This is a genomic window from Cypionkella sp. PAMC25878 (genome assembly GCF_058135695.1).
Map to the genome: position 1 here is coordinate 3,499,753 of NZ_CM176871.1, position 14,346 is coordinate 3,514,098.

Annotated in this window: 8 protein-coding genes; 4 read left to right on the forward strand and 4 right to left on the reverse strand. The window is 60.1% G+C overall.

Translation table 11 applies throughout. The features are described 5' to 3' along the window. Positions 1-4 precede the first annotated feature (4 nt). Positions 5-1,009, forward strand: a complete 1,005-nt coding sequence (locus ACS5RD_RS17140; RefSeq protein ID WP_489928394.1) for a branched-chain amino acid ABC transporter permease — start codon at positions 5-7, stop codon at positions 1,007-1,009. Position 1,010: 1 nt separating this feature from the next. Beyond that, entirely contained in the window at positions 1,011-2,309 is a 1,299-nt protein-coding gene (locus ACS5RD_RS17145) for a branched-chain amino acid ABC transporter permease (RefSeq protein WP_489928395.1), read from the forward strand. Here ACS5RD_RS17145 and ACS5RD_RS17150 read toward each other — a convergent pair. Further along, a complete protein-coding gene (locus ACS5RD_RS17150; RefSeq protein ID WP_489928396.1) occupies positions 2,284-3,816 on the reverse strand; it encodes an ArnT family glycosyltransferase in 1,533 nt (510 codons plus the stop codon). The two genes, ACS5RD_RS17145 and ACS5RD_RS17150, sit on opposite strands and share 26 nt — an antisense overlap. Positions 3,817-3,986: 170 nt before the next feature. On the opposite strand from ACS5RD_RS17150, the gene ACS5RD_RS17155 reads away from it, so the two are divergent. Both ACS5RD_RS17155 and ACS5RD_RS17160 read left to right on the forward strand, forming a co-directional pair. Next, positions 3,987-6,410, forward strand: coding sequence for a GcvT family protein (locus ACS5RD_RS17155; RefSeq protein ID WP_489928397.1), 2,424 nt, complete (start codon positions 3,987-3,989; stop codon positions 6,408-6,410). 69 nt (positions 6,411-6,479) lie between these two features. After that, positions 6,480-7,067 carry a nucleotidyltransferase family protein gene (locus tag ACS5RD_RS17160; RefSeq protein ID WP_489928398.1) on the forward strand — a complete coding sequence of 196 codons (588 nt, stop codon included), beginning with the start codon at positions 6,480-6,482 and terminating at the stop codon, positions 7,065-7,067. 54 nt (positions 7,068-7,121) lie between these two features. On the opposite strand, the gene ACS5RD_RS17165 is transcribed toward ACS5RD_RS17160, so the two are convergent. The 3 genes from ACS5RD_RS17165 to ACS5RD_RS17175 all read right to left on the reverse strand — a co-directional run bounded on the left by ACS5RD_RS17165 (position 7,122) and on the right by ACS5RD_RS17175 (position 14,009). After that, complete coding sequence (locus ACS5RD_RS17165; RefSeq protein ID WP_489928399.1) at positions 7,122-11,879, reverse strand: Hint domain-containing protein; 4,758 nt, start codon at positions 11,877-11,879, stop codon at positions 7,122-7,124. A 223-nt stretch (positions 11,880-12,102) separates the two neighbouring features. After that, positions 12,103-13,713 (reverse strand): Hint domain-containing protein, encoded by a 1,611-nt coding sequence (locus ACS5RD_RS17170; protein ID WP_489928400.1) that lies wholly within the window; start codon positions 13,711-13,713, stop codon positions 12,103-12,105. After that, on the reverse strand, positions 13,710-14,009 hold the full coding sequence (locus ACS5RD_RS17175; RefSeq protein WP_489928401.1) for a choice-of-anchor L domain-containing protein: 300 nt from the start codon (positions 14,007-14,009) through the stop codon (positions 13,710-13,712). The genes ACS5RD_RS17170 and ACS5RD_RS17175 overlap by 4 nt, the downstream gene beginning before the upstream one ends. Positions 14,010-14,346: the final 337 nt, after the last annotated feature.

The following is a 14,346-nucleotide window of genomic DNA, read 5'->3' on the forward strand; positions in this document are numbered from 1 at the left end:
GGCCATGGATATGCTCAACGCCCTTGTGGCCTTTCTGAACTTCGTTGTGGTGCCGGGCTTTGCCTATGGCAGCCAGCTTGCGCTGGGTGCGCTGGGGTTGACCTTGGTGTTCGGCATCCTGCGGTTTTCCAACTTTGCGCATGGCGATACCATGGCCTTTGGCACGATGTGGGTGATCCTGATCACCTGGTGGTTCCAAAGCATGGGCATCAGCGCGGGACCGCTGCCAACGGCGCTGCTCGCCCTGCCCTTCGGGATTGCGATCACTTGCGCATTTGTGCTGGCGACGGACCGGGTGGTGTATCGGTTCTATCGGCAAAAGAAGGCGGCCTCGATCATTCTGGTGATCGTCTCGACCGGCGTGATGTTCATCCTGAACGGGTTGACCCGGATGATCATCGGGCCAGAGGAACAAAGCTTTGCCGATGGCGGGCGGTTTGTGATGACGGCGCAGCAGTTCAAGGACATGACCGGGCTGCAAGAGGGTTTGGCGATCAAATCCACCACGGCGATCACGGTGATCATGGCGGCGGTCTGTGTAGGCTTGTTGTTCTGGTTCTTGCAGAAAACCCGCACTGGCAAGTCGATGCGGGCGTTCTCGGATAACGAGGATCTGGCGCTGCTGTCGGGCATCAACCCTGAAAAGGTGGTGATGGTGACTTGGATCATCGCCACGGCTTTGGCGGTGATCGCAGGCACACTCTACGGCATTGATAAGTCGTTCCGCCCGTTCATCTATTTCCAACTGCTGTTGCCGATTGCGGCGGCAGCAGTCGTGGGTGGTCTGGGCAATCCGTTGGGGGCGATTGCGGGTGGATTTGTCATCGCGTTTTCGGAAGTCTTCGTGACCTATGCGTGGAAAAAGGTTGTGCTGTATCTGGCTTCGGTTGATCTGGCCCCGACGCAGCTGCTGCAACTATTGTCGACCGATTACAAATTCGCGGTCAGTTTCTCGATCCTGATCATCGTGCTGCTGTTCATGCCGACCGGCATTTTTAAGGGGAAATGACATGCACCGCAATGTGATGCTTTTCGCGGGCGTCGGTCTGCTGTTCGTGCTGACCGGCCTGATGCAAAGCTGGAACCTCAGCCTGCAAATCTTCAACATCGGCATCCTGAGCGCGATCATGGCCTTGGGCGTGAATATGCAATGGGGCTATGCTGGGTTGTTTTCGACCGGGATCATGGGCTCGGTGGCGTTGGGCGGTTTGGCGGTGGTGGTGGTTTCAGCCCAGCCAGTGCCCGAAGCTTGGGCGGCGGGTGGGCCTCGGTTGCTGTTGAGCCTTGCGTTCGGGCTTGCGGTGATCGCGGCGGCCGTGGTCAGCTATCAGCGTATGGCCGAGGGGCGGGCGCGGAATTGGCTGGTTGCGGCGATCCTGATCGGCGGCTTCTTTGCTTACCGTGCGATTTATGACCCGGCGGTGACGGCAATTGAAGCGTTTAATCCGGCCGTTTATGGCAATATCGGCGGCTTTGGCCTGCCATCCCTGCTGTCTTGGCCGGTGGGCGCGCTGTTCGCGGGCGTTGCGGCTTGGGCGATTGGCAAGGTCGCCTTGGGTCTGCGCTCGGATTATCTGGCGATTGCAACGCTGGGGATCGCGGAAATCGTCCTAGCCGTGATGAAGAATGAGGATTGGCTGTCGCGCGGGGTGAAGAACCTGATCGGCCTGCCGCGGCCTTGGCCGGTGCCGTATGAGGTCGATTTGCAGAAATCACCCGAGTTCATCGGTTGGGCGCAGGACTGGGGCTTTGATCTGATCAACTCCTCCACCATCCTCGTCAAGCTGCTGTATATGCTGATTTTTGGCTTGGTGCTGTTGGCTCTGATCTGGATTTCAGAACGGATGTTGAACAGCCCTTGGGGCCGGATGATGCGGGCGATCCGCGACAATGAAGTCTCGGCCGCAGCGATGGGTAAGAACGTCACCGCCCGGCATTTGCAGATTTTCATCATCGGCTCGGCTGTGGTGGGGATGGCAGGCGCGATGCTGACCTCGATGGAGGGGCAGCTGACGCCGGGCAATTACTCACCGCTGCGGTTTACGTTTTTGATCTGGGTGATGGTGATTGTTGGGGGCTCTGGCAACAACTGGGGCGCGGTTCTGGGCGGTTTGCTTTTAGGCTGGCTGTGGTTGATCGTTGAAAACGCAGGCCCGGTGTTCATGGGCTATCTGACCTATCCGCTGCCAGCGGGTGCCTTGAAGGCGCATCTGATTGATGCCGCCCCGCATTTGCGCTTGGTGACGTTGGGCGCAGTTTTGCTGTTGGTACTCAGGTTTAGTCCTAAGGGGTTGATCCCAGAGAAGTAGCAGGCCAGAGGCCCCAATCCTGCGCCATGAAATGGAAAACCTGCTGCGGCGCTGCCGTCAGCGGGTTTTCTTTTATGCGGCCAAAGATCATGCCGTTCGGGTGGGTTTGCGCCCAAGCGGTCAGGCTTGGCAGATCGGGGGTCAGGGCGACATTTGTGGTCAGACGAGCGAGGAAGTTGATCTCGGCGTTGTATTCGGCGTTCGTGACGGCGAGGCCTTCGGCTTCATCGGCGGCGAGGGTGGTGGCAAGGGCTTGGCCGTCATAGGCAGCATAGAGCCCGGTGGTGGCAATGATGGCGTGGATGCCAAGGGTTAGGCCTATGCCCGCCAGCAGGTGGCCGGGGATACTGGGCAAGCGCCAGATCAACAGGGCGAGGATCAGGCAGAGGGCGGCGAAAGCGGTGAGCGGCCAGTACGGGGCCAGTGGGGCGAGATCAGCTTTGGCGGGGATCAGGCCGAGGCCCACTGACCCTGCCCCAGCGGCGATCAGCAGCAGGGCGACCCAAGCAAGGCTGCCGGATTTGGCCCGGATTGAGGCATGGGCGAAAAGTAGGGCCATCGCGGGATAGGCGGGCAGCAGGTAATGTGCTTGTTTGCCGGAAATCAACGAGAACAGGATCAGGGTTGAGCCTGCCCAGATCGTGCAGAGTTTGATCGCGGGATCGCTCCATGTGCCTTTGAAGCCGGACCACACTCGGATCGACCAGCCCCATGGGAACAGCAAAAGCGGCAGTAGGGTTGCGAGGAACCAGAACGGGCGGTCGTGCGCCATGCCGCCCGCAACGCGCGCGGCGGATTGGGTCCAGAGCAGTTCGGTGCGGAATTCGGGGGTGGCGGTGAGGAGCGTGGGGACCAGCCAGAGCGCGATCAGGGCGAGGGCAATGAGAAGTGCGCCGCCGAAACCCTTGGCAATTTGGGCGGTTTTGGGTGGGTTTGGCGCCCAGTAGGGCATGGTCAGCAAAACGGGCATCAGGTAGACGAGGATGACCGGACCTTTGGCATAGACGCCGAAAGCAAGTGCCAAGCCGAACAGCGGCCAGCCACCCCTGCCCTGACCGATGCTCCAAAGTGCTGCGATGCCGCCAAGCACGCCGAGCGCCAGAAGTGCGTCGAACATCGTGGCGGAACCGTAGATCAGGAAAACCGGGAAACCTGCAAGGATCAGCGCGGCGCGGATCCCGAGGTTTTCGGCGGGCCACAAGCGGCGGGCGAGCATCGCGGTGCCTGCAACCATTCCAACAGCACAGGCGGGGCCGACGAGGCGGGCGGCGAATTCGCTGACACCTGTGACCAGCCAGACGAGGTTGATCAGCACGAACAGCAGCGGGGTTTTATGGGTATACATCTCGCCGTTTTTGGTCAGATGCACCGGGTCGCCCGACAGCCACATCTCCCACGCGACGGAAAGGTAGCGGGTCTCGTCAATCGGCAGCAGCGGACGCATTGCCACTAGGGCGGTCATGACCACTGCCACGCCAATTAGGATCGGCCAAAGTTTACCCAGCATCTGCGCCTCCGTTGCTGCGCCCTTGCTACTATGATCGGAGGTTGCGGTCCATCGCGGTCGAAGCACGTCATTTGCGACGCATTTTGTCGCGGATGGGGCGGTGATTTGCGTTGAAGCGCCTATTTTGGCGCAAAAGGGCTACGGCCCTGCGCTTGCAAAAGGATTCCCAGATGAAAACCCATACCCGCGTTGTTGTGATTGGCGGCGGCGTTGTCGGCTGCTCGGTTCTGTATCATTTGACCAAACTCGGCTGGTCGGATGTGATGCTGATTGAGCGGTCGGAGTTGACCTCCGGTTCCACTTGGCATGCGGCGGGCGGGTTTCATACGCTGAACGGCGACACCAATATGGCGGCTTTGCAGGGCTATACGATCCGGCTTTATAAAGAGCTGGAGGCGATCACCGGGATGTCTTGCGGCCTGCACCATGTTGGCGGCATCACCTTGGCCGACAATCAGGCGCGATTTGATCAACTGATCGCAGAGCGTGCCAAGCACCGCTATATGGGGCTGGATACCGAGATTTTGGGGCCAGAGGAGATCAAGAAATTCACCTATGGCATGGTGAATCTCGAAGGCATCGTTGGGGCTTTGTATGATCCCTTGGATGGGCATTTGGACCCGTCGGGGACGACCCACGCCTATGCCAAAGCCGCACGGATGGGCGGGGCGGAAATCGTTCTGCACAACCGCGTGTTGGAGACGAACCCGACCGCTGAGGGTTGGGAAGTTGTCACCGAAAAGGGCACGGTGTATTGTGAGCATCTGGTGAACGCAGGCGGGCTTTGGGCCCGCGAAATTGGCGCGATGGCGGGGGTTTATCTGCCGCTGTTGCCGATGGCGCATCAGTATTTGGTCACCGATGACATTCCTGAAATCATGGATATCCTGAAATCGGGCAAGGAATTCCCGCATGTGATGGATCCGGGTGGCGAGTCTTATCTTCGCCAAGAAGGCCGGGGTTTGTGTATTGGCTTTTATGAAAAACCCTGTGAGCCATGGTCTTTGGACGGCACCCCGTGGAATTTCGGCCATGAATTGTTGAACGAACAGTTTGACAAGATCGAGGATTCGGTGAACTTCGCCTATCGCCGCTTCCCAGTGTTAGAGCGCACGGGCGTAAAACGGGTGATCCATGGGCCGTTCACTTTTGCCCCCGATGGCAACCCGCTGATCGGCCCGGTGCAGGGCTTGAAGAACTACTGGTCGGCCTGCGCGGTGATGGCGGGCTTTAGCCAAGGCGGCGGCATGGGGCTGGCGCTGGCGCAATGGATGATCGAGGGCGAGGTCGAGCGTGACCCGCGCGGCTTTGATGTCTCGCGTTTTGGCACTTGGACGACGCCCGGCTATACCGTGCCCAAGGTGATCGAGAATTATCAGATGCGCTTTTCGGTCGGCTATCCGAACGAGGAGCGTCCGGCGGCGCGGCCGTTCCGCACCACGCCGATGTATGACACCAACAATGCCCTGAATGCGGTTTGGGGTCAACAATATGGGCTTGAGGTCGTCAACTACTACGCTCTGCCGGGTGAACCGACCTATGAGGAGCCGACCTTCAAACGCTCCAACGCTTGGGAGGCGACGCGGCAGGAAGTGATGGCGGTGCGCGAGGGCGTCGGCATCAACGAGTTGCAGAACTTCGGCAAGTATATCGTCAAAGGGCCGAACGCGCGGGCTTGGCTGGATCGGATCATGGCGGGGAATATCCCCAAGGTTGGCCGCCTCAGCCTGACGCCGATGCTGGCGCATTCCGGCAAGATCATCGGTGACTTCACGGTGTCTTGCCTGTCGGAAACCGAATTCCAACTGACCGCCAGCTATGGCGCGCAGGGCTGGCATTACCGCTGGTTTGAGCAGAATGCGATGGACGGGGTGACGGTCGAAAACGTCTCGGACGCACGCTCGGGCTTCCAGATTGCCGGGCCGAATGCGCGGGAATTGTTGAGCCGCGTCACGCGCTCGGATGTGTCGGGCGCTGCATTCAAGTTCATGGATGTGAAGCGGATGACGGTGGGGATGGCAAATTGCATCGTGCAACGCGTCAGCTACACCGCCGATCTGGGCTACGAGATTTTCTGCGATCACATGTCCGTGCGGCATTTGTGGGATACGCTGAACGCAGCGGGCAGCGATCTGGGTCTGCGCGCCTTCGGGATGCGGGCGATGATGAGCTTGCGGTTGGACAAGTGGTTCGGATCGTGGGGGCGTGAGTTCTCGCCGGATTACACTCCCTGCGAGACGGGTCTGGATCGCTTCATTCGCTGGAACAAAGATGCCGACTGGATCGGCAAAGCGGCGGCCACCGCCGAGAAAGCCGCAGGTCCGAAGCGCAAGCTGGTGTCGTTCATCGTCGATGCATCGGATGCGGACGTGGTGGCATGGGAGCCGATCTGGCTGGAGGATGCGATGGTTGGCTTCTGCACCAGCGGTGGTTTCAGTCATTTCACCGGGAAATCGGTCGCGCAGGGGTTCCTGCCTGCCGACAAAGTGCAGGATGGCTTGGAGTGCCACATCGAAATCTTGGGCGAACGCCGCAAAGCTGTGGTGCATCTCGCCCCGCTGTTTGACGGTGATGGCGCGCGGATGCGTGGCTAAGGTCCAGTTTGATAAAACAGAAAACGCCGGTCGCTTGACCGGCGTTTTTGTTTGCGTCACCCTCACTCCATGAACCTGACCATCCTGATCCCCGCCGCCGGGGCCGCCCGCCGGATGCGCGGTGGCGACAAGTTACTGGAACTGCTAGACGCAGAGCCGATACTGCGCAGGCAGGCGCGGCTGGCAAGATCTGTGTGCAACAGAGTGATCGTGACGCTGCGGGGGGATGATCTGGCGCGGACCGCCGCCTTGGCGGGGCTGGATGTGATTCTGCTGCCCCTGGCGGATGCTGCCGAGGGCATGGCGGCCTCAATCCGTGCCGGGGCGGCTGCGGCGCAGGGCGCACTGATGATCCTGCCGGGGGATATGCCTGAGCTGGATGCAGCGGATTTGACGGTGATGATCGAGGCTTTCGATCAGAGGCCTGATGCCATTCTGCGCGGGGCAAGTGCGGATGGCAGGCCGGGGCATCCGGTAATTTTTTCGGCAGATTTGCGGGCGGTATTACAGGACTTGCGCGGCGATGAGGGGGCGCGGAGCGTTTTGATCCGGCACCACGACCGCGTGCGGCTGATCGCCCTGCCCGATCAGCACGCGCTGACGGATCTCGATACGCCGGAAGCTTGGGCGGCGTGGCGCGCGGGGCGACAAGGCTAGCAGGCGGAATTCGACACGAATTCCGGCACGATTTCCGTGACGGAAATCGAGAAATCACGCCGAGAGCAGCACCTTGGCCTCATGTGCTTTCAGCGTCAGACGCGCCGCCGGGTAATCGGCATGATCCAGCATCAGCTTCGGAAACAATTCGGCGATTTCCGCGCGTGGTCCGTCCTCCAACGCATCCAGCATCCGCTCGGCGGGTTGGAAGCTTTCGGTCCAAGCACCATTGGCGCGGATGATCTCATGATGCTCCAACAGGAGGTGAATATAAGTCACGCCCGGCGGCAAAATCTGTACGACCCCCGCCAAGGCCGTCAGATGCGTGGCGGCCACCAGCACCTCGGCCTCGCCAAACAGCATTTCTGGCAAAGCGCCTTCGATCAGCATGCGGTGTTGCGGCGAGACCAGCGTATCACGCAGCGGCAGACCCTCGCCCAGCGCGCCTTGGCCGATTTTCACCGGCTGCAAGCGCGGTTGGGCAATCAAATCCCCCAGCCCCAATTTGCGGCTACCGATCCAGCGGATCGGTTGCAAGCCATGATCGCGGGTGACGAGCAGATCGCCAGCAAGCAAATCCTCAACTGCCACATCGCCACGATCTGTAGTGATCATCACGCCGGGGGTGAAGCAGGGGATGACTTTCTCGATGTTCGAGAAGGTCATCGTGCCAATCACATGGCCCGCGCCATCAAGGAACTCGACCGCGCCATTCTCGGGGTTCATCGGATCGTAGATGATGTTGGTTCGCGCCCAACCCCAGCTGGTCAGATCGAGCACGTCATTGTCGCCGACATTCTCACCGCCGACAATCACATCGCCGAAGGCGTTGGAATTGCCCTCGACAACGAACAGATCGTTGCCCGCACCACCGTAGAGCGTGTCTGCCCCGGCATCGCCATAAAGCGTATCGTCGCCCGCATCGCCGTAGACCACGTCGTTGCCAAGTCCGCCAAACAGCAGATCATTGCCATCACCGCCGGAAAGCTGATCGTTGTCGACACCGCCATAAAGCGTGTCATTGCCCGCATCACCTGAGAGCGTGTCATTGCCGGCATCGCCGTAGACCAGATCATTACCGTTGCCGCCAAAGATCAGGTCGTGGCCCGCGCCACCATAAAGCGTGTCGGTGTCGTCACCGCCGAAAATGCTGTCCTGCCCGTCGCCGCCATAGACCAGATCATTGCCAGAGCCTGCATCAACACTGTCATCGCCCACCCCGGCATCGACGGTATCATTGCCAAGCGAGGCATTTATGCTGTCGTTGCCATCTGCGCCAACCAACGAGTCGTCGCCCGCCCCGGCCAGCAACGTGTCATTGCCCGCGCCACCAAGCAGGGTGTCATTGCCTGCACCGCCGTCGAGAAGGTCGTTGCCGTCGCCGCCGTCGAGGCTGTCAGCGCCCTGCCCGCCTTCCAGCGTGTCCTCGCCCGCATCACCGAACAATGTATCGTTGCCGTCGCCGCCATAAAGCTGGTCGTTGCCCAATCCGCCAAACAGGCTGTCATTGCCCAGATCGCCCGACAGCGTGTCGTTGCCATCGTCGCCGAGAAGCGTGTCATTTCCATCACCGCCGAACAACTGGTCCAGCCCAGCGCCGCCGAACAAGCTGTCATGGCCCGCATCGCCGTAAAGCGTGTCATTGTCCACGCCGCCCAGCAGCGTGTCATTGTCATTGCCGCCGTAAAGCAGATCGTTGCCCGCGCCGCCGTCCAAGCTATCCGCACCGTCTTCGCCGTAGAGCGTATCGCTATCAGCGCCGCCCAACAGGCTGTCGTTGCCGGTGCCGCCATAGAGCAGATCGTTGCCCGCATCGCCCGACAAGGTGTCATTGTCTGCGCCGCCGTAAAGGCTGTCTGCACCATCGCCGCCGATCAGGCTGTCATTACCAGCCTCGCCGAGCAAGCTGTCAGCTTCGGTGCCGCCATCCAGCGTATCATTGCCATCGCCGCCAAGAAGCGTGTCATTGCCCGCCTCACCCAGCAGGTAGTCATTGCCCAAACCGCCGAGCAGGCTGTCGTTGCCCGCGCCACCCAGCAGCGTGTCGTTGCCATCGTCGCCGTTCAGGGAGTCGTTTTCCGTGCCGCCGATCAGGCTGTCATTGCCAGCCCCGCCAAACAGCTGATCAGCGCCCGCGCCGCCATCAAGCGTATCTGCACCATCGTCGCCATAGAGGGTGTCGTTGTCCGCACCGCCCAGCAGGCTGTCGTTGCCGGTGCCGCCATAGAGCAGATCGTTGCCCGCATCGCCCGACAGCGTGTCATTGTCTGCGCCGCCGTAGAGGCGGTCATCGCCAAGGCCACCCGTCAGGGTGTCGTTGCCCGCGTCTCCGGTCAGGCTGTCATTGCCATCGCCGCCATCAACCAGATCATTGCCCGCGCCGCCGATCACCGTATCGTTGCCGGTGCCGCCATAGAGGCTGTCCGAACCGCCGCGCCCGTCGATGTAGTCATTGCCCACAGCGCCATACAGCACGTTGGTCCACAGATCGCCCGGCAGCGTACTTTCGCCGTCATAGCCTAGCAGAGTATCGTCAAACGCCGAGCCGAAAATACCGTCGATGCTGTTCAGCACATCACCCTGCGCGTCGCCACCAAGCCCGGTTCCCGCCGCAAGGTCAATGTTTACCGCAGCACCCGAGCCCGAGTAATCGGCATAATCCATCCCGGTGCCACCGTAGAGCCCATCAGCCCCAGCCCCGCCGTTCAGCGTGTCATTGCCCGCATCGCCATAGAGGCTGTCGGCCTCGGTGCCACCATCAAGGCTGTCATCGCCATCGCCACCGTAAAGCGTGTCATTCCCCGCGCCGCCGAACTGGCTGTCGTTGCCAGCAGCCCCCAGCAGACTGTCATTGCCCGCATCGCCGTAGAGCGTGTCGTTGTCAGCGCCACCATCCAGCGTGTCATTGCCGTCGCCGCCGTACAGCAGGTCGTTGCCCGCGCCGCCGAGCAGACTATCGTTCCCAGCGTCGCCATAAAGCGTGTCGTTATCAGCGCCGCCATCAAGGGTGTCGTTGCCGTCACCCCCGTACAGCAGGTCATTGCCCGCATCGCCCGTCAGGCTGTCGGCATCCGCGCCGCCATAGAGGCTGTCGCGACCATCGCCGCCCGCCAGCGTGTCATTGCCTGCGGCCCCGAGCAGGCTGTCATCACCGATACCGCCGTTGAGGCTATCATTGCCGTTGCCACCGTCGAGCGTATCGTTGCCCTCGTCGCCGAACAAAGTGTCATTGCCATCATAGCCAAGCAGGCTGTCGTTGCCCAAACCACCCGACAGGTAATCATCGCCCGCCGCCTCGGCTGCAACGTTCAGCGGGTTGGTGTTGGCATAAAACTCGTAGTAAAAACCCGCCGCAGTCCCGGTCGTGGTGCCGCCTGCTGTCAGCGAAAGGCTGGTAAAGGGCACGTTGATCGTCAGCGTGCCGTTGGTGGTCGAACTTGCGCCACCGCCGATGCGGATCACTTGCCCTGAAGCGTTGATCGCATAGACCGCATAGACCGCATTGCCGTTGAACGTCACCATACCCGAGGCAATGGCGGTGTTCAGATTAATCGTGACACCGTCGATGACGATGGTCATCGTTTCATTGCCGTTGATGGCGTTGAACAGGATCTGCCCGCCAGCCAGCTGCGAGCTTGCGGTGTGGGTGTGGGTTTCTACCGCATCGGTGTTGCCCAGCCGGAACCCAGTCAACGTGCCAGAGGTGCCGGTGGTCAGATCATTGTCGCCCGATACGGTGTTGACGGTGAAATTCGGGCGGCCGTTGGTGCCAGCAACCGATTGCAACGCGGCGGTAACTTCGGTGTAAACCGGGGTATAGGTGGTGCCTGTGGTGGCAGTGCCGCCCGAGATCGTGTCATCGCCTGCGCCGCCATAGATGACATCGTTGCCGCTGGAGCCATCTAGGCTGTCATTGCCATCATCGCCATATACGGTGTCGTTCCCGACGCCCGCATTGACGACGTCATTGCCGCTGCCACCATAGACGATGTCATTGCCCAGACCGGAATTGACGGTATCGTTGCCCGCGCCCGCCAGCACATAATCCGCCTGCCCCGTGGTGCCTGCATATCCTGTGCCATCATTGGCATCAATGCGGTCGCCGTCCGGGTCCCCGGTGTAGGATGTGTCGATCAGATCATTGCCAGCGGTGCCATCGACCACGCCGTCGCCCTGAAACATCTGCCCGGCCTCGAACTGCATCGAATAGACGCCAGCCGGATCATTGGTGTCGAAATCATTGCCCGCATAAGTGGCAAGAAAAGCCGGATCGCCCGAGCCTTCCAGCAATGTCTGCGAGGTGGTGCCATTCGAGATACCAACCGTTGCCTGCCCCGCATAGCCGTTGGTGTAGCCGATTGAGTTATAAAGGTAATCAACGCCGAAATCACCGCCGCCCAGATTGGTGATCACCGCCTGAAAGCTGTTCGTACCCGTGCCAGAATAGGGTGCTACGTTCAGCCAAGTGATGGTGATCTTGCCCGTGGTGGCGTCGATATCCCAATAGATATCGCCACCTTTTGAGATGTCGATATCGGTCCAGAACGGCGCAAGGCTGGGCTGACCCAGCATGGTCAGGGCCGCTGGAGTATAGCTCGGCTGTGCCGAGGTGAAGGTGATCAACCCATTGGTGTTGATATAAATAGAGGTAAAGCGGCTGCCATAGACATCCATGCCGCCGGTGCCGAAAACCCCGCTGATATCAACCAACCGCGAGCCGTCATCCAAAGACCCGGTATAACCGCCCGTGGTCTTGAAGGATTGCTCACCGTAGCCCGAGGTGCCGCCGAGACCAGAGTTCAACACAGCCATGATCAACGTTCCTTAAGGCCCTGCAACCCAGGCGGGCGCTCAGGGACACAGAGGTAATTTTTTGCGACAGGTAACCACAAAGCGGGCCCATTCCAGTATTTCTAAGACTGGGAATACCCCTTCCGCATGGTCGAAATGTGGCCAGACTGGGGTATGTTTCTGTTGTGAGGACAATGCCCGCTACCCTGCGCGTACATACTGATGAGTGTTGCCCTCTGGGCGTTCAATGATGCAGCAACATGCGTGCCTCTTTTGACTTCAACATCACGCGCGCCGCTGGATAGGACACGCCTGCACTCAGGTCTGGGAAAAGCGCTAAGATTTCTTGGCGCTGTCCGCGCTCTAGCCCCGCCAACGTGTGCTGGCCCGGCTGAAAGCTTTCGCTCCAAGCGCCATCGGCACAGACCAATTGATGTCCATCGAACAGGATGTGGAAATAGCTGATCCGCCCCGGCGTGGCCCGGGTGATGCCGGGCATGCCGATCAGATGCATCGCGGCTGCCAACACCTCAGGCTCGCCGAACAACAGATCGGCGCGCGAGGTGTTGATCAGCATCCGGTGCTGCGGGCTGACCTGCACATCGCGCTCTGGCAGACCACGTCCCATTGCGCCCTGCGCGATCCGCACCGAGTTAAACTGTGGCGCAGCCGCCAGTTCGGCAGCCGACAGATCGCGACGCCCGAACCAGCGGATTGGTTGGAAACCATTGTCGCGGGTCAGCACCAGATCGTCCACCATCAGATCTTCAACCGCGACCTTGCCGTGCGCTGTCAGCACTAAAGTTCCGGGGGTGAAACAGGCGATGACCTTCTTGATATGGTTGAAGTTGAGCGTACCCGTCACATGACCCGTGGCATCCAAGAACTTGACCGTGCCGTTTTCGTGGTTCAGCGGGTCGTAGAGGAAATTTGTGGCCGCAAACCCGTAGGCCGTGAGGTCGGGCACGTCATAATCGTGACCGCCCTCACCACCGTCTATGCAATCGCCAGCCCCACCGAAGAATGTATCGCGATCATCGCCACCGAACGGGCTGTCGGCCCCGCTGCCACCGACAAAGCTGTCGTTGCCCGCCCCATCATACAGCGTGTCATTGCCAGCGCCGCCCTCAACCGAGTCGTTGCCCGCCGCCGCGGCAACCAGGTCATTGACAGCGTCACCGTAAATCTTGTCGTCACCCGCGCCGCCCAGCGCCGTATGATTGCCCGAGCCGCCATAGACAATATCATTGCCCACTCCAGCAAAAATGCTGTCATTGCCCGCGCCCGCATAGATCAGATCGGCGTTGCCCGTGGTGCCCTGCACCCCCAGCCCGTCATTGTTATCAACCTTATCGCCATCTGGGTTGCCAACATAAGAGGTGTCGATGGTGTCATTGCCCGAGGTGCCCGACACGATGCCATCCGGCGAGGCCGAGCCAGAGGAGGTCAGCGTCACATAACCCACGTTGGTATTGGTGCCATCGCTGACGGTATAGGTGAAATTCTCAACCCCGTTGGTGCCATTGGCCGTCACGGTGGTGGTGCCATCGGCGTTCAGCCGCGAGGTTTGCCCGGTGAACAACGTCACTGTTTGCCCTGCCACCACATTCACCCCGTTGATCTGGGTGATGGTCAGCGTCGTGCCCGCCGCGTTGCGGTCATTGGCCAGAATATCAAAGGTGCGGGTGCCGTTGGCGGTGATGTTAATCTTGTCATCAATCGCAAGCGCAATCGTCTGAACGCTGTCACCCATGATCAGCAGGTTGGAATCATAAGCCGTATCGCTGGCATCAGCGATGCCGATCTTGATGGTGTTGACCTGCCCCGCATTCACCGGGGCCTTGAGCGAGATCACATAGTGAAACCGTCCATCTCGGTGTTGAACTGATCCAAGGTGTTGTCATGATAGAGGTTACGGTTTTTGCCCGCGTTCACCTCGTCAATCGCGACGTTGCCCGTCGATAGAATCACGCCTGTATCTGTCGGCGAGCACCCCGCAATCGTGGTCAGCCCACCCGAGTAGACGCCTGAAGAAACCGTAGATCCGTTATAGGTTGCCGAAGTGACGGTGATGCCATTTCCGAAAATCGCATTGGCCATATCCAGCGCTGTGGCGGCCGTGTTGATCGTCAGTTCACTCGCAATAGCCATGATATCAGACCTTTACTGGTACAAAGTGAAGCAACTTCCGACGCCGCCCTGACGCCCGAAAGCAACAAGATCAGCGCCTGATCTGCACGGAAGGCTGAGCGGGCTGACCCAAGAACAGACAAGACTCGATAAATGAAAGCCTCGATCCCAACCCACGAAAGGTTAGAAACCAAGGCTTTCAAGCAGCAGCGCTAGCCCGGCAAAACGGTCAATTTGCGGTAACTGCGGACAGGAACCCGGCGAAATAACGGCATCATTTTGGTGCCTGTCCACGTTGCAACCGCAGGTCAAAGCGATCAATTTTCTGCTGCTATCCTAGGGGCTGTGGACATTTAGG

Excerpts from the sequence above, each read along its gene's own strand:
- ACS5RD_RS17140 (WP_489928394.1), top strand. The coding sequence starts at position 5 with ATGGATATGCTCAACGCCCTTGTGGCCTTTCTGAACTTCGTTGTGGTG.
- ACS5RD_RS17145 (WP_489928395.1), top strand. The coding sequence starts at position 1,011 with ATGCACCGCAATGTGATGCTTTTCGCGGGCGTCGGTCTGCTGTTCGTG.
- ACS5RD_RS17150 (WP_489928396.1), bottom strand. The coding sequence starts at position 3,816 with ATGCTGGGTAAACTTTGGCCGATCCTAATTGGCGTGGCAGTGGTCATG.
- ACS5RD_RS17155 (WP_489928397.1), top strand. The coding sequence starts at position 3,987 with ATGAAAACCCATACCCGCGTTGTTGTGATTGGCGGCGGCGTTGTCGGC.
- ACS5RD_RS17160 (WP_489928398.1), top strand. The coding sequence starts at position 6,480 with ATGAACCTGACCATCCTGATCCCCGCCGCCGGGGCCGCCCGCCGGATG.
- ACS5RD_RS17165 (WP_489928399.1), bottom strand. The coding sequence starts at position 11,879 with ATGGCTGTGTTGAACTCTGGTCTCGGCGGCACCTCGGGCTACGGTGAG.
- ACS5RD_RS17175 (WP_489928401.1), bottom strand. The coding sequence starts at position 14,009 with ATGGCTATTGCGAGTGAACTGACGATCAACACGGCCGCCACAGCGCTG.